Origin of the sequence: Pseudomonas sp. TH39(2020) (assembly GCF_016650715.1) — a bacterium.
GTDB classification, from domain to species: domain Bacteria; phylum Pseudomonadota; class Gammaproteobacteria; order Pseudomonadales; family Pseudomonadaceae; genus Aquipseudomonas; species Aquipseudomonas mandelii_C.
Window position 1 is genome coordinate 310705 of sequence record NZ_JAEKFF010000007.1, and the last position, 23095, is coordinate 333799.

At 59.4% G+C, this 23095-nt stretch carries 22 protein-coding genes; 9 read left to right on the top strand and 13 right to left on the bottom strand.

What is annotated here, in order from left to right:
* Positions 1–196 precede the first annotated feature (196 nt).
* From folK to dksA, 7 genes are all read right to left on the bottom strand, one after another.
* The gene (folK, locus tag JFU47_RS21835) at positions 197–682 is read right to left on the bottom strand and encodes a 2-amino-4-hydroxy-6-hydroxymethyldihydropteridine diphosphokinase (protein ID WP_140681109.1); all 486 of its coding nucleotides are present in this window, start codon (positions 680–682) and stop codon (positions 197–199) included.
* Positions 683–685: 3 nt separating this feature from the next.
* Positions 686–2086 (bottom strand): polynucleotide adenylyltransferase PcnB, encoded by a 1401-nt coding sequence (locus JFU47_RS21840; RefSeq protein WP_008153304.1) that lies wholly within the window; start codon positions 2084–2086, stop codon positions 686–688.
* 890 nt (positions 2087–2976) lie between these two features.
* Positions 2977–4413: a sigma-54-dependent transcriptional regulator gene (locus tag JFU47_RS21845; protein WP_201185599.1), complete on the bottom strand. Its 1437-nt coding sequence runs from the start codon at positions 4411–4413 to the stop codon at positions 2977–2979.
* A 22-nt stretch (positions 4414–4435) separates the two neighbouring features.
* Positions 4436–7390 carry a sensor histidine kinase gene (locus JFU47_RS21850; RefSeq protein WP_161990842.1) on the bottom strand — a complete coding sequence of 985 codons (2955 nt, stop codon included), beginning with the start codon at positions 7388–7390 and terminating at the stop codon, positions 4436–4438.
* Positions 7374–7550 (bottom strand): hypothetical protein, encoded by a 177-nt coding sequence (locus tag JFU47_RS21855; protein ID WP_003176118.1) that lies wholly within the window; start codon positions 7548–7550, stop codon positions 7374–7376. Before JFU47_RS21855 ends, JFU47_RS21850 begins: the two co-directional genes overlap by 17 nt.
* A gap of 77 nt (positions 7551–7627) precedes the next feature.
* Positions 7628–8515 carry a tRNA glutamyl-Q(34) synthetase GluQRS gene (gluQRS, locus tag JFU47_RS21860; RefSeq protein ID WP_201185602.1) on the bottom strand — a complete coding sequence of 296 codons (888 nt, stop codon included), beginning with the start codon at positions 8513–8515 and terminating at the stop codon, positions 7628–7630.
* Between the two features lie 200 nt (positions 8516–8715).
* A complete protein-coding gene (gene dksA, locus JFU47_RS21865; protein ID WP_201185610.1) occupies positions 8716–9156 on the bottom strand; it encodes an RNA polymerase-binding protein DksA in 441 nt (146 codons plus the stop codon).
* 332 nt (positions 9157–9488) lie between these two features.
* On the opposite strand from dksA, the gene JFU47_RS21870 reads away from it, so the two are divergent.
* Together JFU47_RS21870 and sfsA are read left to right on the top strand one after the other, a co-directional pair.
* Positions 9489–10661, top strand: a complete 1173-nt coding sequence (locus JFU47_RS21870; protein WP_201185612.1) for a pyridoxal phosphate-dependent aminotransferase — start codon at positions 9489–9491, stop codon at positions 10659–10661.
* Positions 10661–11374: a DNA/RNA nuclease SfsA gene (gene sfsA / locus JFU47_RS21875; protein WP_201185614.1), complete on the top strand. Its 714-nt coding sequence runs from the start codon at positions 10661–10663 to the stop codon at positions 11372–11374. Before JFU47_RS21870 ends, sfsA begins: the two co-directional genes overlap by 1 nt.
* Here sfsA and JFU47_RS21880 read toward each other — a convergent pair.
* Positions 11371–11688, bottom strand: a complete 318-nt coding sequence (locus JFU47_RS21880) for a Rieske (2Fe-2S) protein (protein ID WP_008153288.1) — start codon at positions 11686–11688, stop codon at positions 11371–11373. The genes sfsA and JFU47_RS21880 overlap by 4 nt on opposite strands.
* A 166-nt stretch (positions 11689–11854) precedes the next feature.
* Here JFU47_RS21880 and JFU47_RS21885 point away from each other — a divergent pair, with 166 nt between their 5' ends.
* From JFU47_RS21885 to JFU47_RS21900, 4 genes are read left to right on the top strand one after another with little or no spacing between them, the layout of a single operon-like run.
* The gene (locus JFU47_RS21885; protein ID WP_201185615.1) at positions 11855–12727 is read left to right on the top strand and encodes a heme/hemin ABC transporter substrate-binding protein; all 873 of its coding nucleotides are present in this window, start codon (positions 11855–11857) and stop codon (positions 12725–12727) included.
* Between the two features lie 50 nt (positions 12728–12777).
* Positions 12778–13761, top strand: a complete 984-nt coding sequence (locus JFU47_RS21890; protein ID WP_161990846.1) for a FecCD family ABC transporter permease — start codon at positions 12778–12780, stop codon at positions 13759–13761.
* Positions 13761–14528 (top strand): heme ABC transporter ATP-binding protein, encoded by a 768-nt coding sequence (locus JFU47_RS21895; protein WP_201185618.1) that lies wholly within the window; start codon positions 13761–13763, stop codon positions 14526–14528. The genes JFU47_RS21890 and JFU47_RS21895 overlap by 1 nt, the downstream gene beginning before the upstream one ends.
* A 20-nt stretch (positions 14529–14548) precedes the next feature.
* A complete protein-coding gene (locus tag JFU47_RS21900; protein WP_201185627.1) occupies positions 14549–15400 on the top strand; it encodes a ChaN family lipoprotein in 852 nt (283 codons plus the stop codon).
* A 234-nt stretch (positions 15401–15634) separates the two neighbouring features.
* Here JFU47_RS21900 and JFU47_RS21905 read toward each other — a convergent pair whose 3' ends face one another.
* The 4 genes from JFU47_RS21905 to JFU47_RS21920 form a co-directional block, all read right to left on the bottom strand.
* Entirely contained in the window at positions 15635–16435 is an 801-nt protein-coding gene (locus JFU47_RS21905) for a Crp/Fnr family transcriptional regulator (protein WP_123367830.1), read from the bottom strand.
* Between the two features lie 15 nt (positions 16436–16450).
* The gene (locus JFU47_RS21910) at positions 16451–16723 is read right to left on the bottom strand and encodes a TfoX/Sxy family protein (protein ID WP_003228231.1); all 273 of its coding nucleotides are present in this window, start codon (positions 16721–16723) and stop codon (positions 16451–16453) included.
* Positions 16724–16966: 243 nt separating this feature from the next.
* Entirely contained in the window at positions 16967–17311 is a 345-nt protein-coding gene (locus tag JFU47_RS21915) for a pentapeptide repeat-containing protein (RefSeq protein WP_008015079.1), read from the bottom strand.
* Positions 17312–17402: 91 nt separating this feature from the next.
* Positions 17403–18959: an AAA family ATPase gene (locus JFU47_RS21920; protein ID WP_201185630.1), complete on the bottom strand. Its 1557-nt coding sequence runs from the start codon at positions 18957–18959 to the stop codon at positions 17403–17405.
* Between the two features lie 118 nt (positions 18960–19077).
* Between JFU47_RS21920 and mrcB the strand changes: the two genes are divergently transcribed.
* Genes mrcB through JFU47_RS21935 form a run of 3 tightly spaced genes read left to right on the top strand, consistent with a single transcriptional unit; the run spans position 19078 to position 22488 of the window.
* A complete protein-coding gene (gene mrcB, locus JFU47_RS21925) occupies positions 19078–21402 on the top strand; it encodes a penicillin-binding protein 1B (protein ID WP_140681135.1) in 2325 nt (774 codons plus the stop codon).
* A 16-nt stretch (positions 21403–21418) separates the two neighbouring features.
* A complete protein-coding gene (locus tag JFU47_RS21930; RefSeq protein ID WP_140681138.1) occupies positions 21419–22153 on the top strand; it encodes a tetratricopeptide repeat protein in 735 nt (244 codons plus the stop codon).
* The gene (locus tag JFU47_RS21935) at positions 22153–22488 is read left to right on the top strand and encodes a YqcC family protein (RefSeq protein ID WP_201187308.1); all 336 of its coding nucleotides are present in this window, start codon (positions 22153–22155) and stop codon (positions 22486–22488) included. The genes JFU47_RS21930 and JFU47_RS21935 overlap by 1 nt, the downstream gene beginning before the upstream one ends.
* 108 nt (positions 22489–22596) lie before the next feature.
* On the opposite strand, the gene JFU47_RS21940 is transcribed toward JFU47_RS21935, so the two are convergent.
* A complete protein-coding gene (locus tag JFU47_RS21940) occupies positions 22597–23013 on the bottom strand; it encodes a DUF4124 domain-containing protein (protein ID WP_140893791.1) in 417 nt (138 codons plus the stop codon).
* Positions 23014–23095 lie beyond the last annotated feature (82 nt).

Genomic DNA, 23095 nt, shown 5'->3' on the forward strand with positions numbered 1-23095 from the left:
AATTGTGTGTGTTACCGCGTTGTTACGCGTGGGGTGTTACCGGGGTAACTGATGCGATTCAGCAACTACCGATCTCATGTTCGACACAAAACCAATGTGGGAGCGAGCCTGCTCGCGATAGCGGTGGATCAGCCAGCATCAATGTTGAATGACAGGCCGCTATCGCGAGCAGGCTCGCTCCCACAGGGGATTTTTGTCAATTTTGGAGGAGACGTTCCAGCCCGACGAACGGGCAGGCAGCGAGCAAATCACTCAGGCTGCGACCATCAGCCAGACGCAAATCCGCAGGCGCCAGTTCGGCCAGTGGATAGAGAACGAAAGCCCGTTCCTGCATATGGTAGTGGGGCACCTTGAGGCGCGGCTCGTCGATCAGCCGATCGCCAAACAGCACGATATCGAGGTCAAGCGTGCGTGGACCCCAGCGCTCAAGACGTTCGCGGCCCTGTTCGTTCTCGATGGCTTGCAGCGCATCGAGCAGGTCCAACGGTGGGAGCGTGCTGTCGAGGGCGGCGACCGCATTGGTGTATCGCGGTTGACCGGGCAGCAGCGAGTCGCTCTGATAAAACGCGGAAACCCCGATCAGTTCGGTCTGCGGCAACTGCGCCAGCGCCTCGACGGCGCTGCGCAATTGTTCGGCGGGGTCAGCCAGATTGCTGCCCATGCCGATGTAGATGCGTTCCATGGATTACTCGCCCGTGGCGCTCGGTGCGCCTGCGGTGCGTTTGCGCTTGGCGCCACCGCTGCGGCGACGTTTGCGTGGCGCGCCAGTGCCGTCATCTTTGCCGCTGAGGTCGCGGATCATGTCGCGACGTTCGCTGTCGTTGGCGTCCTGATAGTCCGTCCACCATTCGCCCAGGCCATCAGTCTGCTCACCGGCGCTTTCGCGCAGCAGCAGGAAGTCGTAACCGGCACGGAACCGCGGGTTGTCCAGCAACAGGTCGGCGCGCTTGCCGCTGCGGCGTGGCAGACGCTCCTGCATGTCCCAGATCTCGCGGATCGGCATGGTGAAGCGTTTCGGAATCGCGATGCGCTGGCACTGTTCGGCAATCAACTCGTGAGCCGCTTCCTGCATCGCCGGAATCGGCGGCATGCCACGTTCTTGCAGGCGCAATACACGGGCCGGCAGGGCAGGCCAAAGCAACGCCGCAAACAGGAACGCCGGGGTCACCGGTTTGTTCTGTTTGATCCGCAGATCAGTGTTGATCAACGCTTCGCTGATCAGCGTGTGGGTGTACGTCGGGTTGTATTCCAGCGCCTCGGCGCTGGCCGGGAACAGCGGATCGAACAGCTGCAGGTCGACCAGCATCTCGAAGGTGTCCGCGGCATGGCCGGAAAGGAACAGCTTGAGCACTTCTTCGAACAGGCGGGCCGATGGGATCTCGCGCAGCATCGGCGCCAGTTCACGGATTGGCGCGGCGCTGTGCTTTTCGATGCCGAAGTTCAGCTTGGCGGCGAAACGCACGGCTCGCAGCATCCGTACCGGATCTTCCTGGTAGCGTTGCTTCGGATCGCCGATCAGGCGGATCAGGTGATTGCGGATGTCGTGTACGCCGTTGGCGTAATCGAGGATGCGCTCGCTGACCGGATCGTAATACAAGGCGTTGATGGTGAAGTCGCGGCGTTGCGCATCTTCTTCCAGCGTGCCATAGACGTTATCGCGCAGGATGCGCCCGCTTTCGTTACGGGAAGACTGGTTGCTGTCTTCCTCTTCATCGTTTTGCGGGTGATTGGCGCGGAAGGTCGCGACTTCAATGATTTCGCGACCAAAGTGGATGTGCACCAGCTTGAAGCGGCGACCGATGATCCGCGCGTTGCGGAATTCGGCCCGCACCTGTTCAGGGGTGGCACTGGTGGCGACGTCGAAATCTTTTGGCGTGATGCCGAGCAGCATGTCACGCACACAGCCGCCGACCAGGTAAGCCTGATAACCGGCGTTCTGCAGGCGTTCGACGATGTTCACCGCGTAGCGACTGAATTGGGCCTTTTGCAGCGAATGTTGGCCGCTGTTGAGCACTTCAGGCGTACTGCGAATGTGTTGCGTATGACGCTTGGGAGAACGGAATGACTGGAACAACTTCTTCAGCATGGGATGCACTGTTTGAAGGAATATTCGGCCAAAACGAAGAATGACCGCATGATGGGCGGGGATTCTAGCATTTAGTCGGGGGATGGTGTAGGAAGCTGCGCAAGCGCTTGAAGCAGGGGCTGGTACGCATAGGCCTGTAGCAGCTGCTGAGCAGCGCGAGGCTGCGTTCGGTGCGGGCCGCGTTCGGACGAAGCCGTCGTAAAACCTGAGATTGCGGTGTGTCAGGAGAAAGCCGGTTGCCCATATTGCGACTACTGCGTAGTCGAACGCAGCCTCGCAGGCTCGGCAGCTGCTACAGGGGCAGCGTGAATGTCGAATCGCAGAAACTACAAGGGGAGCCGAAGCTCCCCAAGAAAGTAGTTGCATGCTCTATTTTTATTTTTGATTCGGGCTTTTTGTTTTTATTAAGTGCCCTCGCCATGAAGTTTTTTCTTCATGACCCTCCCAATCGGGAGCCAAGAGCAAACGGATTGCTTTGGTCGCTGTGTTGCAGTGATCTTGCGATCCAACCAGTGCAGGCTCTGTCTTGTGACAGTTTTTATTGTTCTCGGCCTGGTCGTGGGGCAAGCCCCAAATACAACGCCTCTCCAAAAGAATCAGTTAGCTACGCCTCTCGCCGTCTTGTTTTTATTGTGCGTGAGTCGATACGTCTTATTTTTATTGTCTTGTACATTGCTTGTTATTGTTCTTGTACCAAACATATAGCAGGGGGCGTGCCAACTTTTGCGAGGGCCAGCAAAACAAGGGGTTAGACCGGCTGGTGAGGTTTTCAGAGGCCAAAAAAAACCGGGGCTTCGTTACCGTAAGCCCCGGCTTCTGTTACGTGAAAAAGCTGAGGTAACAGTTTTTTCACAAAGTCACGTGTTACCCGCGCATCAGACAGGCACGGTTCAGCTCTCGCTGGCAACTCCGGTCTTGCGCCGCGGAATGCCCAGGCGCTGACGGCGTTCCCACAGGCATTTGCGACTGACACCGAGTTTGCGCGCCAACTCGGTTTCGGTCATGTGGTCCTGATGCTCGAGAACGAAGTGCTGGAAGTAGTCTTCCAGTGACAGGTCTTCGGTCGGCTCATGGCTATTGTTACCGGCGGCGCTGCCCTGTTGTGGGGGCAGGCCGATGAAATCGTCATCGTCCAGATCGCTCAGTTCGATGTCGATCCCCAGCAGCTCGGCGGAAATCTCCGGGCTCTCGCACAGGATGACGGCGCGTTCTACGGCGTTTTCCAGCTCCCGAACGTTACCCGGCCAGGAGTAGTGACGAATGGCTTGCTCGGCATCCGGAGCGAACTTCAGGTCGGTGCGGTTGACCCGCGCGCTCTGCCGCGCCAGGAACGCGGTGGCAATTTCGTTGACGTCGGCGCCGCGCTCGCGCAGGGCCGGCAGTTTCAGGGCGATCACGTGAAGGCGGTAATACAAGTCTTCACGGAACTGACCGATCTTCGCCAGGCTCTTGAGGTCCCGGTGAGTCGCGGCGATCAGACGCACATCGACTTTCTGGGACTGCACCGAACCCACACGACGAATTTCACCTTCCTGCAGCACGCGCAGCAGGCGGGCCTGGGCTTCCAGTGGCAGTTCGCCGATTTCGTCGAGGAACAAGGTGCCGCCGTCGGCCGCTTCCACCAGGCCGGCACGCCCGGCGCTGGCGCCAGTGAACGCGCCTTTTTCGTGGCCGAACAGTTCGGACTCGATCAGGCTTTCCGGAATGGCCGCGCAGTTCACCGAGATCATCGGCGCCTTGGCGCGTTTGGACAAATTGTGCAGGGCGCGCGCCACCAGTTCTTTACCGGTGCCGGATTCGCCCTGGATCAGGACATTGGAGTCGGTTGGCGCGACTTTGCGGATCTTGCTGTACAGATCCTGCATCGGCGGGCAGGAGCCGATGATGCCGATTTCGCCGTTGGTGTTATTGGCGCCCGGTTTTGCAGCGCCATTGCCGGCTTTACCGGCGACCGGTTCGCTGCTGGCTTGAACGGATTGCCGGTCACGCAGGATTCGCGCGACGGCTTGCAGCATTTCATCGTGATCGAAAGGCTTGGCGATGTAATCCACCGCGCCCATCTTCATTGAGTCAACGGCCGAACGCAGGCTGGCGTAGCTGGTCATGATCAGCACCGGAGTGCCTTGGCCGAGTTTGATCAACTCGGTGCCAGGCGCGCCAGGCAGACGCAGGTCGCTGACGATCAGGTCGAACGTGGGAATGGTGAAGCGTTCTTGTGCTTCCTGCACTGAACCGGCTTCGCTGACCTGGTACTGGTTACGTTCCAGCAGGCGGCGCAAGGCGGAGCGGATAATTGTTTCGTCTTCGACGATCAAAATGTGCGGCATTGATTCGATACTCTCGACGGTCTCAGTTCACAGCGGACGTCGCTTCGACATGACGCGGCAAGGTCACCCGGATACGGGTGCCGCGTTGGCTTTGAACATCAGCCGGGCTGTCGATGGTGATTTGTCCATAATGCTCTTCAACGATGGAATAGACCAGTGCAAGGCCCAGACCGGTGCCTTCGCCAGGATCCTTGGTGGTGAAGAAAGGTTCGAACAATCTATCCATGATGTTCTTCGGAATACCGCTGCCTTCGTCTTCCACGATCAAATCGACCGTGTGTTCGCCGGCTTCGCTTTTGACCCGCACCGCACTGCCGGGAGGCGAGGCGTCGCGGGCGTTTGAGAGCAAGTTGATCAGTACTTGTGCAAGCCGCTGCGGGTCGCCTTCGACCCAGTGATCGGGATCGCACAGGTTGTAGAACTGCACTTCGAAATTGCGTCGGTTCAGGGCCAGCAAACCGATGGCATCCTGGGCCACTTCGGCCAGACAGACGGGCTCGTCACTGTGCTGATGACTGCCGGCGTGGGCGAAGCTCATCAGCGACTGAACGATGCGCGACACGCGTTTGGTCTGCTCCAGGATCTGCCCGCTGATTTCCTTCAGTTCGCTGTCTTCTTCGCGCTCTTCGCGCAGGTTCTGCGCCAGACAGGCGATGCCGGTAATCGGGTTGCCGATTTCATGGGCCACGCCGGCAGCCAGTCGACCGATACTGGCCAGACGCTCGGAGTGCACCAGTTTGTCTTCGAGCATTTGGGTTTCGGTCAGGTCTTCCACCAGTAGAACCAGGCCGCTGTTACCCGGCGCGAGCGGTTCGTCAATCGCTGCTTTGTGCAGGTTCAGCCAGCGGGTCTGGCCGTCGAGGGCCAGGTGCTGTTTGTGTAAATGCTCGTCCGGCAGATTGATGAAGCCTTGCAGCAGCTCTTTCCATGGATCGGCAATGGTGCTCAGCCGCGAACCGACCACGCGCTGTGCGGCAATCCCGGTCAGCTCCTCCATGGCCTTGTTCCACATGAGGATTTCCTGATCCTTGGCCAGCGAGCAAACGCCCATCGGCAACTCCTGCAAGGTCTGGCGGTGATAGCGGCGCAGGGCATCGAGTTCGGCGGCAAGCCCGGTCAGGCGCGAGTGGTAATCCTCGAGGCGACTTTCGATGAAGTGGATGTCTTCGGTGACGTAGTTTTCACCGCCGGCCTTATAAGGCAGGAATGTCTCGACCATGTCCTGAGCCACGCTCGGCCCCATCAGGCCGGAGAGGTTGGCTTCGATACGGTCGCGCAAGCGGCGCAAGGCATAAGGACGGCGCTCATCGAAAGGCAGATAGAGGTCGCGCAGGGCCTGTTCGACTTCTTTCTGCGCAGCCTTGGCGCCCAAGGGTTTTGCAAGCTGCGTGGCGAACTCCTGGGGTGAGGCGGCGTGCAGTTCGCGGCGTTGCGGACGGCGCACGTTGTCCACGGCGCAGGCTTCGGCGGCGCTGGCCTCTTCGCTGCTGGCGTTGGTGAACAGCGAAATCAGGGTGAACATCAGTACGTTGGCCGCCAGCGAGGCGATCGCCGCCATGTGCCAACTGGTGTCGTCCAGCACGTAGATCATGTTCAGCAATGGTATGTAGAAGCCTTGCAGATTGCCGACCAGCGGCAGCAGCATGGTCACCAGCCACACCAGAATCCCCGCGAGCAAACCGGCGATGAAGCCACGGCGGTTGGCGGTCGGCCAGTACAGTACCGACAGCACACCTGGCAGGAACTGCAGGGTGGCGACGAAGGCGACGATGCCCAGATTCGCCAGATCCTGTTCCGCGCCCAGCAGCAGGTAGAAACCGTAACCGGCCATGATGATCGCGACGATCAGGGCCCGGCGGGTCCACTTCAGCCAGCGGTAGATATTGCCTTCGGCGGGCGGCTGATAAAGCGGCAGCACCAAGTGGTTCAGCGCCATCCCGGACAGCGCCAGGGTGGTGACAATGATCAAGCCGCTGGCCGCCGACAATCCACCGACATAAGCCAATAACGCCAGGGCCTTGTTATTGGCGGCGATGCCGATGCCCAGCGTGAAGTATTCCGGGTTGGTGGTCGCGCCGAGTTTCAGTCCGGCCCAGAGAATCAGCGGTACCGCCAGGCTCATCAACAGCAGGAACAGCGGCAAGCCCCAGCTCGCACTGACCAGCGAGCGCGGGTTGAGGTTTTCGGTAAACGTCATGTGGTACATGTGCGGCATCACAATCGCCGAGGCGAAGAACACCAGCAGCAACGTGCGCCATGGGCCTTCCTGCAATGGTGTATGCAAAGCGGCGAGGGCGGTCTGGTTTTGCAGCAGCCACAGTTCCAGCTGTTGCGGGCCGTCGAAGACGCCATACAGCGCATAGAGGCCAACGCCGCCGATGGCGATCAGTTTGATCACCGACTCGAAAGCAATCGCGAACACCAGGCCTTCGTGTTTCTCGCGGGTGGCGATGTGGCGCGAGCCAAAGAAAATCGTGAACAGCGTAATCAGTGCACAGAAGCTCAGGGCCACGCGATGTTGCACCGGCTCGCGGGTGAGGATGCCGATGGAGTCGGCCACCGCTTGAATCTGCAACGCCAGCAGCGGCAGCACGCCGATCAGCATGAAGATCGTGGTCAGTGCGCCGGCCCAGGTGCTGCGGAAGCGGAAGGCGAACAGATCGGCCAGCGACGATAGCTGATACGTGCGGGTGATTTTCAGGATCGGATACAAAAGTACGGGTGCCAGCAGAAACGCGCCGGAGACGCCTAGATAGCTGGACAAAAATCCGTAGCCGTACTGATAGGCCAGGCCCACCGTGCCATAAAACGCCCACGCACTGGCGTAAACGCCCAGCGATAGGGTGTATGTCAGCGGGTGGCGAATGATCGCCCGGGGGATCATGCCCCGTTCGCTGACCCAGGCTACGCCGAACAGCACCGCCAGGTACGCGGCGCTGATCAGGATCATCTCGGTCAGGCTAAAGCTCATCGGCATCTTTTTGGCTCTGCAGGATGAAGGTCACGACGATCAGAATCAGCCAGAGCAGATAAGGGCGATACCAGGCGCCAGTGGCGTCGATCCACCAATCCATGATGGCCGGGGAGAACAGATAAATCCCCACTACCAGGAGCAGGACCAAGCGATAGATGTACATCCCGGCCTCTCTTTTTTATGCGCGTGCCCGAAAACGTGCGGCGATGGTAACGGATGGGCGCGCCACTGCAAGTGTGATCACTGTAGTAGCGCTTCGGGCAGGTTGAGTGTTCGCGGGATCAACAAGGCATCCCAGTGGGCGATGCCCCAGTTCAGCACTTCCCGTGGTGTGGCGTAAGCCAGTTCGGCGCCGGGATTCTGCCCCAGTGCGCGCAATGCACGCAGCAACAAGGGGGTTGCCTGATCTTCGGTCAACGGCGGCGAACGATAGGACTTACCGAGCTTGTTGCCATCGGGCTGGGTGATCAGCGGGATATGCAGATAACGCGGTTGCGGCAGGCCAAGCAGTTCTTGCAGGTAGAGCTGGCGCGGTGTGGAGTCGAGCAGATCGGCACCACGGACGATATCGGTAATGCCTTGCCAGGCATCGTCCAGCACCACCGCCAATTGATAGGCGTAGAGCCCGTCGCGGCGACGAATCACGAAATCGCCGACTTCCCGGCCCAGGTGTTGGCGGTATTCGCCTTGCACCCGGTCGATGAAGTGGTATTCCAGCTCGGGGACACGCAGGCGGATCGCGGCATTTTTAGTGTCATGACCGGCGTTGCGGCACAGCCCCGGATAAATCCCGTGGTAGGGCGCAAGTGTTTTGCGTGAACAGGTGCACGCGTAGGCCAGACCGTGATTGAACAGGCGATTGAGGACTTCGGCGTAGGCATCGTGCCGGTCACTCTGTCGGACCATTTCGCCATCCCACTCGAAACCGTAGCTTTCCAGGGCCTTGAGAATGGCCGCTTGAGCGCCGGGCTCCTCCCGTGGCGGATCGAGATCTTCCATGCGCATCAGCCAGCGGCCACCCACCGAGCGCGCGTCGAGGTACGAGGCCAGCGCTGCGACCAGCGAACCGAAATGCAGATGTCCACTGGGCGTGGGGGCGAAACGCCCGATGTAGGTGGGGGAAGTCATAAAGGCGATCTATGTTGTCCGGCGTACGCAAGTCCCTGTGGGAGCGAGCCTGCTCGCGAAGGGGTCATCAGCTCCAACATTACTGTTGCCTGATACTCCGCTTTCGCGAGCAGGCTCGCTCCCACAGTTTTTGCTATCGAAGCAAATATCAGAAACAAAAACGGAGCGTTCGCACGCTCCGTTTTTCGTTCAAGTCGAGATTACTTGCCGACTTGCTTTTCCTTGATTTCCGCCAGGGTCTTGCAGTCAACGCACATGTCGGCGGTAGGGCGGGCTTCCAGTCGCTTGACGCCGATTTCGACGCCGCAGGACTCGCACCAGCCATATTCTTCGTCTTCGATCAATTGCAGCGTCTTGTCGATCTTTTTGATCAACTTGCGCTCGCGGTCGCGGGCACGCAGCTCGAGGCTGAATTCTTCTTCCTGGCTGGCACGGTCTGCCGGGTCCGGGAAGTTGGCCGCTTCGTCTTTCATGTGATCAACCGTACGGTCGACTTCCTGCATCAAGTCCTGTTTCCACTTATTCAGGATCTTGGTGAAGTGAGCGCGCATGGGCTTGCCCATGTATTCCTCGCCCTTTACTTCTTTGTAGGGTTCGAAGCCGCTGATCGTCTGGTTTTGCTGCTTTGCTTGGGTGGACATGAAATAGACCGCCTCTACTCTTGTAATCCATTGCGCAGGATTGCTCCATCACCGACACCTGCCGGCCCTGCGGCTGCAAGCGGGCGAACTTACCAGATCAAATCGGACCGCGCTACTCCCGGATGTCGAGGTAGTGGCCCGCTGTGCTTGCAAATGATTGCAAAGCCTTGTCTGGTGGCGCTGGAGACCTGATCAATTATTGATTTTAGTCAAACCTGAGACACACGCTTGAGTCGTTTGAGACCAGCGTTATATCGGTCTGACCGCTTTAGGTTCTCGCTCGTTCCTGCGCTTGGGTAGAATCAGTTTTTTTCCCCGTTGAAGGAAGGCTAATGGCTCAGTCCTACAGTGCCCGCAGTCGCGCGATCGAACCTTTCCATGTCATGGCGCTGCTGGCGCGGGCCAATGAACTGCAAGCCGCTGGCCACGACGTGATCCACCTGGAAATCGGCGAACCTGACTTCACCACCGCCGAGCCGATTATTCAGGCCGGTCAGGCCGCCCTGACGGCGGGGAAGACCCGTTACACCGCCGCGCGCGGCATTCCCGAGTTGCGTGAGGCCATTTCCGGCTTTTATCAGCAACGTTACGGTTTGAACATCAATCCGCAGCGAATCCTCATCACACCTGGCGGTTCCGGTGCGCTGCTGCTGGCCAGCGCCTTGTTGGTGGACCCGGGCAAGCACTGGCTGCTGGCGGACCCGGGATACCCGTGCAACCGACACTTTTTGCGGCTGGTGGAAGGCGCAGCGCAGCTTGTTCCTGTAGGTCCGGACGTGCGCTATCAACTGACGCCGGACCTGATTGCCCTCCATTGGGATAACGACAGCGTCGGTGCCCTGGTGGCTTCGCCAGCCAATCCGACCGGGACGATCCTGAGCCGCGATGAGCTGGCGGGCCTGTCGGCCGCGATCAAGGAGCGTCACGGTCATCTGGTGGTGGATGAGATCTATCACGGTCTGACCTACGGCACTGATGCGGCCAGCGTGCTGGAAGTCGATGACAGTGCCTTTGTACTGAATAGTTTTTCCAAGTATTTCGGGATGACCGGTTGGCGCCTCGGTTGGCTGGTGGCGCCGGAAGCGGCGGTCGGTGAGCTGGAAAAACTCGCCCAGAACCTCTACATCAGCGCCCCGAGCATGGCTCAGTACGCCGCTCTGGCCTGCTTCGAACCGGCCACGATCAGCATTCTGGAAGAACGTCGTGCCGAATTCGGTCGTCGTCGGGATTTCCTGCTGCCAGCCCTGCGAGAGTTGGGTTTTGGTATCGCCGTCGAGCCTGAAGGCGCGTTCTACTTGTATGCCGATATCAGCAAGTTCGGCGGTGATGCCTTCGCGTTCTGCCGACATTTCCTCGAAACCGAACACGTGGCGATTACTCCGGGTCTGGACTTCGGTCGTTATCAGGCCGGCCACCATGTGCGGTTTGCCTACACCCAAAGTCTTCCGCGCCTACAGGAAGCGGTCGAGCGGATTGCGCGCGGCTTGAAGAGTTGGCAAGGCTGATGCGTTTTCATCCTCCCCTCGAAGAAGGTCGTTTGATTCGTCGTTACAAGCGTTTTCTCGCCGATATCGAAACCGTTAGCGGCGAGTTGCTGACCATTCACTGCCCGAACACCGGCTCGATGCTCAATTGCCAGGTCGAAGGGGGGCAGGTCTGGTTCAGCCGTTCCAACGACCCCAAGCGCAAGTTGCCAGGCACCTGGGAAGTCGGCGAAACCCCTCAGGGGCGCATGTTTTGCGTGAATACCGGGCGGGCTAACGGCTTGATCGAAGAAGCATTGCGAGCCGGTGTCATCACCGAACTCACCGGCTTTACCGAGCTGAAGCGCGAAGTGGCCTACGGTCAGGAGAGCAGTCGCATCGATTTCCGCCTCGATTACCCGAGCGGGCCGGCTTATGTAGAAGTCAAAAGCGTGACCCTGGGCTTCGATGGTTCTTCGGTGGCGGCATTTCCCGATGCGGTGACCCAGCGCGGGGCCAAGCATTTACGCGAATTGGCCCATTTGGCGCGGGATGGAATTCGTGCGGTGCAATTGTATTGCGTCAATCTCACCGGCATCGACGCTGTGCGTCCTGCAGAAGAAATCGATTCGGCCTACGCCGCAGCCTTGCGTGAGGCGGTGTCGTGCGGGGTCGAGGTGCTGGCCTATGGCGTGCACTTGACCCACGAAGAAATGGTGGTCGATCGGCGTCTGGATGTGTTGCTCAACGGTTAAAGACTGACCCAGATCCCTTGCTCGTCTTCGCGGCAGGCGACGGTGGTCAGGGACTGCCCGGCGCAAGGACCGGCCACGCATTCGCCGTCTTCGATCAGAAACAGTGCGCCGTGGGTCGCGCACTGGATCAAGCTGTTGCTGGGGTCGAGAAACTGGTCGGGCTTCCATTCCAGTCCCACGCCACGGTGCGGGCAGCGATTGATGTAGACGTAAACCTGGCCGCCACGGCGCACGGCAAAGAGCTTCTGGCCGTCGATGTCGAAACCGCGACTGCTGGCATCGGCCAGCTCAACGCCTGCACAAAGAAACTTCATGTCTATCCTCAAGTCCTGCGGCTCGTGACTGGATATGTCCGAGCTTGACGTTCAAATGCAAGCAATTATCAAATGGCTGCCTTGCCCTTCGGGTGCAGATGCCAGGCGCCAAGGATACGTGGCCTGTCATTTTGATGCCCGGAAAAACCCTTAAAGGAAGCTGTTTATGCGCCTGAGTACCCGCGTTGCTGCGCTCTGTGTCGGACTCCTCGTCAGCCACCTCGCCGCAGCGGCCGAGTTGCCACAACGTTGGGTCAGTGCCAGTGGAGCGCTGACGGAGTGGGTCATCACGCTGGGCGGAGCGTCAAAACTGGTCGGTGTCGATACCACCAGTCAGTATCCTGACTCCCTCAAGACGCTGCCAAGAATCGGGTATCAGCGGCAACTGTCGGCGGAGGGCATCTTGAGCTTACGCCCGCAGATTTTGATCGGCACCGAAGAAATGGGACCGCCGCCGGTGCTGTCGCAGATTCGCAGTGCCGGCGTACAAATCGAACTGTTTTCGGCTAAACCGGATCTGATGACCTTGCAGGACAACTTGAAGCATTTGGGCTCGTTGCTCGGCGCTGAAGACCGGGCGGCGCGGTTGTTCGAGAGTTATCAACGGATGCTCGATCATGAAAGGGGTCGGGTCACTCAGGCACAACTGACGCAAAAAACGCCGGGCGTGCTGTTGTTGCTTGGCCACGCGGGCGGCAAACTGCTCATCGCCGGCAAGGACACCGCCGCCGATTGGTTGCTGCAACAGGCCGGTGGGCACAATCTGGCCACGCATACCGGCTACAAACCCTTTTCTGTCGAATCCCTGGTCAGTCTGGACCCTGAGGTGCTGGTGTTTGCTGATCGTGCACTGATCGGCGATGCGGCACGTGCGGCGTTGTTCAAGGAGAACCCGATCCTGTCCTCGACCCGCGCGGCCAAGGACGGGCGAGTCTTGGAGCTTGATCCGACTTTGTTGGTCGGGGGATTGGGGTCGCGGCTACCCCCTTCGTTGAAAAAACTGTCTGACGCCTTTTACCCCGATTCGGCCGGCCAATGACCATCCTGGTTAAACCCCGCGCTTTATTCATCGGTCTGATCCTGCTGTGTGTGCTGGCCATCTGGCTGTCGTTGGCGCTTGGGCCGGTGAGCTTGCCGTTGTTCGACACCTTGCGTGCAGCCCTGCGGCTGGTGGGGGTGCCGATCGCGCCCGACGGGTTGGAGCAGGCCGAGCTGATCCTCGGGCAGATTCGTTTGCCGCGAACCTTGTTGGGTTTGGCTGTGGGGGGTGTATTGGCACTGTCCGGAGTGGCGATGCAGGGGTTGTTTCGAAATCCTCTGGCCGATCCGGGGCTGGTCGGCGTCTCCAGCGGCGCGGCATTGGGCGCAGCAATTGCGATCGTCGGTGGTTCTGTGTTCGGCGGTCTGCCTGAATCCTTCGGGCCGTATCTGTTATCGCTGTGCGCGTTTCTCGGCGGGCTCGGCGTGACGGCGTTGGTGTATCGACTGGGCCGGCGCAATGGGCAGACCCATGTCGCGACCATGCTGTTGGCCGGTATTGCGTTGACTGCGCTGGCCGGCTCCACCGTGGGGCTGTTCACCTATCTGGCGGATGACGCGACGCTGCGCACCCTGACGTTCTGGAACCTGGGCAGCCTCAATGGCGCCAGCTATTCGCGGCTCTGGCCGCTACTGCTGATCAGTGCCGGCGTGGCGCTGTGGCTGCCGCGCCGGGCCAAAGCCTTGAATGCGTTGTTGCTGGGTGAGTCGGAGGCCGGTCACCTGGGCATCGACGTCGAAGGGCTCAAGCGCGAATTGGTGTTTTGCACGGCGTTGGGTGTCGGTGCCGCGGTGGCCGCAGCGGGGATGATCGGGTTTGTGGGTCTGGTGGTGCCGCATCTGGTGCGACTGCTGGCCGGGCCGGATCATCGTGTGCTATTGCCAGCGTCAGTATTGGCGGGTGCCAGTCTTTTGTTGTTTGCCGATCTAGTGGCGCGACTGGCCCTGGCGCCGGCCGAATTGCCGATCGGGATTGTCACGGCTTTCATCGGTGCGCCGTTCTTTCTGTATTTATTGCTCAGAGGGCGTGCCTGATGTTGCGAACGCAAAATCTGCAAATCCGTCGGGGCCGAAAGATTGTCCTGACGGACGTCACGCTTGAGCTCAAACCGGGCGAAGTTCTCGGCGTGCTGGGGCCGAATGGCGCCGGCAAAAGCACTTTGCTCGGCGCCTTGTGCGGCGAATTACAGGCTCATCATGGCAGCGTCTGGCTCGACGAGCGCGAGTTGAGCGACTGGGCGGGGACGGCGCGAGCGCAGCGCTTGGCGGTATTGCCGCAGGTGTCGACCCTGGACTTCGCCTTTCGTGTCGAAGAGGTGGTCGGCATGGGCCGCTTGCCCCATCAAAGCGGTCGGGTCCGCGATGACGAGATCGTCGCTGCCGCATTGCACGCTGCCGATGCCGGACATTTGAGTGGCCGCAGCTATCTGGCCTTGTCCGGTGGCGAACGTCAGCGGGTGCATCTGGCGCGGGTTCTGGCGCAGCTCTGGCCGGGCGAAGCAGGGCAAACGTTGTTGCTCGATGAGCCAACGTCGATGCTCGACCCGCTTCATCAGCACACCACGTTGCAAGCCGTGCGCGAGTTCGCCAATAGAGGCGCGGCGGTGCTGGTGATCCTGCATGATCTGAACCTGGCAGCGCGCTATTGTGATCGTCTGTTACTGCTCGAAGGCGGACGCCCTGTGGCACTCGATACGCCGGAGCAGGTGTTGCGCCCGGAACCACTGAAGGCAGTGTTCGGGCTGGAAGTGCTCGTGCAGCAGCACCCGGAACGTGGGCATCCGCTGATCATCGCCCGCTGAGTTTTTTATGGAGTGAAGACATGCGTGGGATTTTAATGCTGACCTTGCTGTTGCTGAGTGCTTGTCAGCATGTTTCGACTCCGCCGCCGGTTGTCGGCGAGATCCGGGACTTACGCAGCGGTCAGGCCCTCACGGCAGAGGAACTGGTTAAACGGTTGGAAAAGCCCTCGAGGCTGATCGTGGGCGAGCAACATGACAATCGCGATCACCATGAACTGCAGTTGTGGTTATTGCAGTCGCTGGGTGAGCGGCGACCTCAAGGCAGTCTGCTGCTGGAAATGCTCACGCCGGATCAACAGTCGCGTGTCGATGACGTTCGTCACTCCCCGACACCACCGACGGATTTGCCCGGTGCATTGGCCTGGCAGTCTGGCTGGGACTGGAATCTGTACGGGCCGATCGTTCGCTTCGCGCTGCCCCAGCCATACCCGTTGCTGGCAGCCAATCTGGACATGCTTGAAGTCCGTGCCGTTTACGCCAATCCTCCGACATTGAGTGGTTCGCGCTCCAACGCAGCTTCAGTCAAGGACGAGCTACTGAAGCAAGTCAGCGACTCCCACTGTGGTCTGCTGCCTCAATCGCAGATGCCGGCGATGCTGGCGGTTCAGCAGCAACGTGACCGACGGATGGCCGAGCGCCTGCTGGCGGCACCCACGCCTTCACTGCTGTTTGCCGGTGCTTACCATGCGCGCAAGGATGTCGGCGTGCCGATTCATGTGCTTGATCTGGGAGAGCCTCAGGCGCCTGTGGTGTTGATGCTGGCGGAGCAGGGTAGCGAGGTCACACCGGTCATGGCTGATTACGTCTGGTACACGCCTGCCACGCCGCCGCAGGATTACTGCGCGCAAATGCGTAAGCAATTTGGCAAGTGATCGAACGACTTTTCTCCAGGCAAAAAAAAGACCCGGCAAGAGCCGGGTCAAATAACCGTGATTAGCCTGATGAGGAGATATCTGAGAGTCCGAACCAAGGGCTTTTCAAATATCGACCAGTCTCGCGACCAGTTGTGGTAATCATAGCGATTCTCATTACCAAGTCAACCGCTGAGCTCTCGATTTTTTGAGATGTGCTTTCCGTTCGCTGGAAACCCCCGTAATCATTGGGTTTCAGCCTGTGCGGTTGAGCGAGCTCAGTTGAATGATCTGCTTGTTCAGCAGGTCGATACGTCGGGCCATGCTCTCGATCAGGCTATGGGCGATCTTCGGATTGCTTTGGGTCAGGCTGAGAAACTGATCCTTGGGAATCAGCATGACAGTGCTGGGTTCGCTGGTGATCACGCTGGCATTACGCTTCTCGCCGGTAAACACCGCCATGGCGCCAAAAATCTCGTCCTTGGGTATATCGCCAACTTTATAGCCGTCGACAAAGGCTTCGGCATGGCCATCGATGATGACGAACACGTGATCCGGCTCATCGCCCTGACGGATCAACACTTCGCCACTGGCCACGCGCTGAAAACCATTGGTGCTTCGAAACTCGGGTTGTTTCAGGCGGGCGACGGCGTCGGACAGCAGGGCCGACTGACCGGCCATGTATTGAAGGAACAGTTCCGAACGCTCCGGGTCGGCGTAGATATGCTGAAAAACCTCGGATCGCAGATAAGGCGTCAGTGCCAAAGGGCTATCGCTGCGAAAGCGGCAGCGCGGCAGCTCTGTACCCTGACGCAAGCCGATCAGATCTCCCTCGTGCAGATAGAACAATGCCCGCTCGTCGATGCACCCATGCAGCAGGCCATTTTTCAACACAAACAGTTGATTGCCGGGTAACAGGGCTGCCAGATCATCGACGGCTGAAAATTCCAGGGTCGGTCCGCACGGCATCAAACCTTCCAGCAGCCGGACGGGAATATGTTGCAGTCGGTTGATCAGCGCGTCGGCGTAAGCCGGTTGTTCCCCAAGTAGGTACATGGCTGCTGCGTCCGTTCAGTTCTTGTGACGTGACGAGATAGCTTCCAGCTGTTTGTTCAAGGCGTCCTTGCGCTCGGCGGGAATGTCATTCCAGTGCACATCCATCAGGGCACCTTCGATGGCATACAACAACACCTTGGACGCCCGAAACCCGCGCGTGCGCACGGCCCGATAAGCATCCACCGCTCCCAGGCGACGCAAGTCCGAGGCGCTGTGGATGCCCACGGCATGCAGCCACTGCGCCGACGTCTTGCCAAGATTCTTCAGGTGCTGCAGTTCATCATTCATCAAGCCTCCTTGCGACGGCCGAACGGTGCGTGGGCGAGCTTCTCAGGAGTGTAGCCATCAGTAGGAAAAGCGTGATTGTTTGGTCGGTTTCGACGCAAAAGCTTCTAAGAAGCGAAGTCTTAAAGCTGCGTGAAAGTCCGCGAGCGCGGAGGAGGAGAGGGCAGTGGAATCAGGATTCCGGGCAAAATATGCCTACGTTCAGCGCAATGCGGGGGCGCCGAACGAGTCAGTTAAAAGTCGCTTTTAGCGGGTGCGATAACGCAGGCGTGTACCGAAATTCATCGACATCAGGATCTCGTCAGCACTCAGCTCTGGCGGGAAGTAGGCGCCGGAGATCTGTGCATGAGCAAGGCTCGCGCCTTCCAGGGAGGCGTTGCGAAAGTCGATGCCGCGCAAGTCGGCGGAGCGGAAATAGGCATCGGTAAAGTCGACGCCGTCGGCGTTCAGTTCACGCAGATCCAGCCCCCGGAAATCGCCACCGACCATGTCGATAGGTCCGTCTTTTGGGCGCTCGTTGTTGAAGCCAGTGATGTCGTCTTTGTGCAGCAACGCATAAAGCGGGGTGTCGAGAAGTTTCGGCTGGCTCATGTCAGATCACCTGTTGGTTTTATGACGCCAGTATAGTGCCACTATTTGGCAGCCGTGAAGCCGGCGAAGGCTTCACGGCTGAAATAGTTTCTTACAGGCCCGGCAGGCGCTGGCGAATCTGTGCAACGACGGTGTCGAGGGTTCCGCTTTCATTGGTCTGAACGCGTTTGCTGCAGAGAATCTCTGCTGGCGTCAGAGCCTCTCGAGTGGCTTGTTGGGCTTCGATAACCACCAGGTTGGCGTCGGACGGGTCCTTTTTGTCTGCCTGACGCAGGGCCAGCCAGCTCTCGATCACTGCTTGCGGCGCATTGCAATCGAGGATCAGGAATGGCGCGCCGGTGGCTTCGGCAATTTTCGCTGCGCCGTCACGCTGGTCGCGTTTGAGGTACGTCGCATCGATCACCACGGGGAAGCCAGCACGCAGGATCACGGCGGCAATTTCATGCAGGCGGGTGTAAGTGGCGGCGCTGGCGTCGGCGCTATAGATGCCGGCCTGAGGGTCGTTTGGCACGGTTTGTTCGCCGAACAGACGTTTGCGCTCTACATCGGAACGCAGGCGAATGGCGCCCAACGCTTCCACCAGACGCATGGCCACGTGGCTCTTGCCGACGGCAGAAACACCGTGGGTGATGGCCATGAAGCGCGAAGGAATGGTGCTGTAGCTTTCCGCCAGGTTGGCGTAGTTGCGGTACTGGCGCAGGGTGGTGGCTCGCTGCACCGGGTCGGCCTCGGCTGGCATGCTGAAAAGGCTGACCTTGGCGCGAACCAGTGCGCGGTAGGCTTTATAGAAGTTCAGCAACTCAAGACCCTGGTAATCGCCGGTCAATTCCAGGTATTGGCTGATGAAACGACGCGCCAGACTTTTCAGGCCACGGTCTTCCAGGTCCATCGCCAGGAAACCGGTGTCGGCGTAAACGTCGGTGAAGCGGAACGGTTCGTTGAACTCGATGCAATCGAAGATCACGACCTTGCCGTCGATCACGGTGGCGTTGCCCAAGTGGATGTCACCGTGGCATTCGCGGATGAAACCTTCGGTCTTGCGCTGGGCGAACAGTGGCTTGAGGCGTTCGAAGCTGCTTTCAGCCCAGGCTTGCAGCGCATCCAGTTGCAGCAGATCGGCCTTGTCGCTGAGGAACGGGCGGATCTGCTCGAAGTTCTGGCGTACCGGTGCCATCACGCTATCCGGAGTGCCGGCTTCGTGTTCGGCAGGCACTTTCGGTGCGCTGAGGTGGAATTGGGCAATCTGCGCGGCCATCTCGTCGATGTGAGCAGTGGTCAATTCGCCATTGGCTTGCAGGGTGCTGAGTAACCCGCTTTGTGGGAATTGACGCATCTTCAGTGCGTAATCGACAACCGGACCCTCGCCGCCCAATTGTGGCGCTTCGGCGCTGCCGGTGATGGGCAATACTTCGAGGTACAAATCGTTGGTCAGTCGCTGGTTAAGACGCAGCTCTTCCCCGCAAAAATGCTTGCGAGCGTCGAGGTTGGTGAAATCCAGGAAGCCGAAATTCACGGGCTTCTTCACTTTATAAGCAAAGGGGCCAGTGAGGATTACCCAGGAAATATGGGTTTCGATGACCTGGAACCCGTCTACGGGATGCGGGTAGAGGGCCGGGTTTTGCAGGGCAGCGATCAGGGACTGGCTCACAGGCGATCCTTCAGAGTCTGGGGAAAATTCACGGCCGTCATTATGGCCGCAAGTCCGTCTGACGCAAACCTCGGAGGGCTCCTGTTGAGTATGAATAAAGTGCGTATAATCCGCCGCCATGACTCGTACTCGATCCCCCCGCACCCCAAAAAAACCACCTTCCAAGGGCCTGCGCCCCTGGCTGGGCTGGGCCCTTAAACTCAGTCTGGTCGGCCTGGTGGTGCTCGCCGGATTCGCGGTTTACCTCGACGCGATCGTCCAGGAGAAGTTCTCCGGTAAGCGCTGGACCATCCCGGCCAAGGTGTACGCGCGCCCGCTCGAGCTGTTTACCGGCCAAAAGTTGAGCAAGGAAGACTTCCTCACCGAGCTCGACGCCTTGGGCTACCGACGCGAAGCCGTGAGCAATGGCCCCGGCGCGGCAGCGGTCAGTGGCAACACCGTCGACTTGAATACCCGTGGCTTCCAGTTCTATGAAGGCCTGGAGAAACCTCAGCCTGTGCGTGTGCGCTTCTCCGGCGACTACGTGGCCGAACTCTCGGCGACGAACGGTTCGAAGCTTTCTGTGGTGCGCCTTGAGCCGCTGCTGATCGGCGGGATTTACCCGAAGAATCTCGAAGATCGCATTCTGATCAAAATCGATCAGGTCCCGCCCTACCTGCTGGAAACCCTGGTTGCGGTGGAAGACCGGGATTTCTATAGCCACTGGGGCGTGTCGCCCAAGTCGATTGCCCGCGCCGTCTACGTCAACACCTCTGGCGGCAAGATGACCCAGGGCGGCAGTACGTTGACACAACAGTTGGTCAAGAACTTCTACCTGACCAGCGAACGCAGCCTGACCCGTAAACTCACCGAAGCCATGATGGCGATGTTGCTTGAGCTGCATTACGACAAACGAGAGATTCTTGAGGCTTACCTCAATGAAGTGTTCGTCGGTCAGGATGGTCAGCGCGCAGTGCATGGCTTCGGCTTGGCAAGCCAGTTTTTCTTCGGGCAACCGTTGTCCGAGCTGAAACTGCATCAAGTCGCGATGCTGGTGGGCATGGTCAAGGGGCCGTCCTATTACAACCCGCGTCGCAACCCTGAACGGGCGCTGGAACGGCGCAATCTGGTGCTCGATGTACTTGAGCAACAAGGCGTTGCCACCGCCGAGCAAGTGGCTGCCGCGAAGAACATGCCACTGGGCGTGACGACTCGCGGCAAGCTGGCGGACAGCTCGTTCCCTGGCTTCCTCGATCTGGTCAAGCGTCAGCTGCGCGAAGACTATCGCGACGAAGACTTGACCGAAGAAGGTCTGCGGATCTTCACCAGTTTCGATCCGATCCTGCAAATGAAAGCCGAAGCGTCGGTCAACGACACCTTCAAGAGACTCTCCGGACGCAAGGGTTCCGATGAGGTTGAAGCGGCCATGGTCGTGACCAACCCGGAAACCGGTGAAGTCCAGGCCATGATCGGCAGTCGTCAGGCGAGTTTTGCCGGATTCAACCGTGCGCTGGACGCTGTACGACCGATCGGGTCTTTGATCAAACCGGCGGTTTATCTGACAGCCCTTGAGAAGCCGAGCCAGTACACCTTGACCAGTTGGCTGTCGGACGATTCTTTCTCGGTCAAAGGCGCGGACGGTCAAGTCTGGAAACCGCAGAACTACGATCGCCGTTCCCATGGCACCGTGTTCCTGTATCAGGGCCTGGCGCATTCCTACAACCTGTCGACCGCGCGTCTCGGGTTGGCAGTGGGCGTGCCGAATGTCCTCAAGACCCTGGCGCGTCTCGGTGTGAGTCGCGAATTTCCGGCGTTCCCGTCGATGTTGTTGGGCGCTGGCGGTCTGACCCCGATCGAAGTGGCGACGATGTACCAGACCCTGGCCAACGGTGGTTTCAATACGCCGATGCGCGGGATCCGTAGCGTATTGACCGCTGAAGGCGAACCGCTCAAGCGTTATCCGTTCCAGATTCAGCAGCGTTTCGATCCGGCCTCCATTTACCTGATCCAGAGCGCCATGCAGCGGGTCATGCGGGAAGGTACCGGCAGTTCGGTTTACAACGTGTTGCCCAAAACCCTGACCCTGGCCGGCAAGACCGGCACCAGTAACGATTCGCGGGACAGCTGGTTTGCCGGTTTCAGTCAGGACCTGCTGGCAGTGGTCTGGCTGGGTCGCGATGACAACGGCAAGACTCCGTTCACCGGCGCCACCGGTGCGCTACAGGTCTGGACCAGTTTCATGCGCAAGGCCGATCCGTTGCCGCTGGACATGCCGCAGCCAGACAACATTGTTCAGGCCTGGGTCGATTCGCGTACCGGACAAGGCTCTGATGCCAACTGCCCAGGTGCCGTGCAGATGCCGTATATTCGCGGCAGCGAACCGCCTCCCGGTGCCGCTTGCGGTGGCGAAAGCCCTGTTTCCGGCGAAACGGTGATGGATTGGGTCAAGGGCTGGATGAATTAAGCAAAGAGGGTTTCAAGTGAACAAGTGGTTGATTCCAGCGGTTACCGCCGTGGCTTTGCTCAGCGGTTGCTCCTCCGTACAACGCGGGTCGATTCCGGTTGTGGATTCCGGTAGCGCCGTTTCGAACAGTGAACGGGTTTCGGCGAATGGCGGTTTCCGTCAGACGACGACTAAACGTCCTGCGCAAGCCCAGACACAGGCAATTCCACAAGGTGATACCGGCGTCGTCGTGATGGTGCCAGGTGGCGGGGCGGTGACGTCGGCACCGATCAGCACTGCGCCGATCACGCCAGGCCCGATTACCCCGGGGCCGATCGATACCGCGCCGGTCCAGTCGGCACCGGTCAATCAGGGCAGCTACAGCATGCCGTCGACGCCGAGCGGGATTCCTTCGGCGAGTTCCGGTGGCTTGTCTGCCGACGAGCAATTGGACGGTCCGGTTCTGGCCTTGCTGACTACCGCTCAGCAACAACAGGCGAGCGGTGATCTCAACGGGGCTTCCTCCAGCCTCGAGCGCGCCCAGCGTGTTGCGCCGCGTGAGCCGCAAGTGCTTTATCGTCTGGCTCAGGTGCGTATGGCTCAAGGCGATGCGCCACAAGCCGAGCAGTTTGCTCGTCGTGGCCTGACCTTCGCCAACGGTCGTCCGGCACTTCAGGCCAGCCTGTGGGGATTGATCGCTCAGGCGCGTGAGAAACAGGGTGATTCTGCTGGTGCAGCATTGGCCCGTCAGAAGGCCAAGGTTTCGCTGTGATGGATGCGCGCTTTCCGAAGATTGCCGAACAGTTGCTATTGATCGAGCGCGAGCTGCGGGTTCAGGGTTGGTGGGACGAGGTCTCGCCCTCCGCCGAAGCGCTTTCCAGTGTCGAACCATTCTCGGTCGATACGCTGGATTTCGAGCAGTGGCTGCAATGGATCTTCCTTCCGCGGATGAAGGTGATCCTCGAGCAGGATCTGCCCTTGCCAAACGCTTCGGGAATTCAGGAGATGGCCGAAATGGTCTTCGCCGCCCGCAATGTTCAAGGCAGGGATCGGCAACTGCAGATCTTGCTCAAAGAGTTCGATCTGCTGATCACCGCCTCTCGCTGAATCCGATCCTTTGTAGGAGCCGAGCTTGCTCGCGATAGCGGTGCAACAGTCAGCAGATCTGTTGAATGTTTTGCCCTCATCGCGAGCAAGCTCGGCTTCTACAGTCGTCTACTGGCAGTTATCCGCAATTTGTTTCTGTGCTTCGCTAATGCGCTCCTGCCGCTGCTGGTCGGTCAGGCGGCGCATCTCGCCTTCGACATCCTCCCGTATTCGCGGATTGTTCTGCAGTTGAGCCAGGTTCGTCCGCGCCTGTTCGCAGAATGCCTTTAGCTGGGCTTGCTGTTCGCTGACCTGCTTTTTCACTTTTTTGTCGATGGCCTGTTGATCGCCAATGGCACCGCTGGGTGGCGGTGGGGACTGGTTGCTGGCAGGCGAGGAGGGCGTGACCACGGTGGTGGCTTCCCGGCCTTGGGGCGGCTGGGCGTCGAAGTGGGTAACGCCCTGGGCGTCGACCCATTTGTAGATTTGACCTGCCATGCATAAAGGGCTGATCAACAGACTGATCGTGAAGAAGATCGTTCGCATGCCTTTTCCTTGTCATAGGTTGCGCAATTGAAGCTAACACAGTTGCTGTTTAGCGGTTTTTTCTTGCTTTCTCATGTGCTTA

Excerpts from the sequence above, each read along its gene's own strand:
- folK (WP_140681109.1), bottom strand. The coding sequence starts at position 682 with ATGGAACGCATCTACATCGGCATGGGCAGCAATCTGGCTGACCCCGCC.
- JFU47_RS21840 (WP_008153304.1), bottom strand. The coding sequence starts at position 2,086 with ATGCTGAAGAAGTTGTTCCAGTCATTCCGTTCTCCCAAGCGTCATACG.
- JFU47_RS21845 (WP_201185599.1), bottom strand. The coding sequence starts at position 4,413 with ATGCCGCACATTTTGATCGTCGAAGACGAAACAATTATCCGCTCCGCC.
- JFU47_RS21850 (WP_161990842.1), bottom strand. The coding sequence starts at position 7,390 with ATGCCGATGAGCTTTAGCCTGACCGAGATGATCCTGATCAGCGCCGCG.
- JFU47_RS21855 (WP_003176118.1), bottom strand. The coding sequence starts at position 7,550 with ATGTACATCTATCGCTTGGTCCTGCTCCTGGTAGTGGGGATTTATCTG.
- gluQRS (WP_201185602.1), bottom strand. The coding sequence starts at position 8,515 with ATGACTTCCCCCACCTACATCGGGCGTTTCGCCCCCACGCCCAGTGGA.
- dksA (WP_201185610.1), bottom strand. The coding sequence starts at position 9,156 with ATGTCCACCCAAGCAAAGCAGCAAAACCAGACGATCAGCGGCTTCGAA.
- JFU47_RS21870 (WP_201185612.1), top strand. The coding sequence starts at position 9,489 with ATGGCTCAGTCCTACAGTGCCCGCAGTCGCGCGATCGAACCTTTCCAT.
- sfsA (WP_201185614.1), top strand. The coding sequence starts at position 10,661 with ATGCGTTTTCATCCTCCCCTCGAAGAAGGTCGTTTGATTCGTCGTTAC.
- JFU47_RS21880 (WP_008153288.1), bottom strand. The coding sequence starts at position 11,688 with ATGAAGTTTCTTTGTGCAGGCGTTGAGCTGGCCGATGCCAGCAGTCGC.
- JFU47_RS21885 (WP_201185615.1), top strand. The coding sequence starts at position 11,855 with ATGCGCCTGAGTACCCGCGTTGCTGCGCTCTGTGTCGGACTCCTCGTC.
- JFU47_RS21895 (WP_201185618.1), top strand. The coding sequence starts at position 13,761 with ATGTTGCGAACGCAAAATCTGCAAATCCGTCGGGGCCGAAAGATTGTC.
- JFU47_RS21900 (WP_201185627.1), top strand. The coding sequence starts at position 14,549 with ATGCGTGGGATTTTAATGCTGACCTTGCTGTTGCTGAGTGCTTGTCAG.
- JFU47_RS21905 (WP_123367830.1), bottom strand. The coding sequence starts at position 16,435 with ATGTACCTACTTGGGGAACAACCGGCTTACGCCGACGCGCTGATCAAC.
- JFU47_RS21910 (WP_003228231.1), bottom strand. The coding sequence starts at position 16,723 with ATGAATGATGAACTGCAGCACCTGAAGAATCTTGGCAAGACGTCGGCG.
- JFU47_RS21915 (WP_008015079.1), bottom strand. The coding sequence starts at position 17,311 with ATGAGCCAGCCGAAACTTCTCGACACCCCGCTTTATGCGTTGCTGCAC.
- mrcB (WP_140681135.1), top strand. The coding sequence starts at position 19,078 with ATGACTCGTACTCGATCCCCCCGCACCCCAAAAAAACCACCTTCCAAG.
- JFU47_RS21935 (WP_201187308.1), top strand. The coding sequence starts at position 22,153 with ATGGATGCGCGCTTTCCGAAGATTGCCGAACAGTTGCTATTGATCGAG.
- JFU47_RS21940 (WP_140893791.1), bottom strand. The coding sequence starts at position 23,013 with ATGCGAACGATCTTCTTCACGATCAGTCTGTTGATCAGCCCTTTATGC.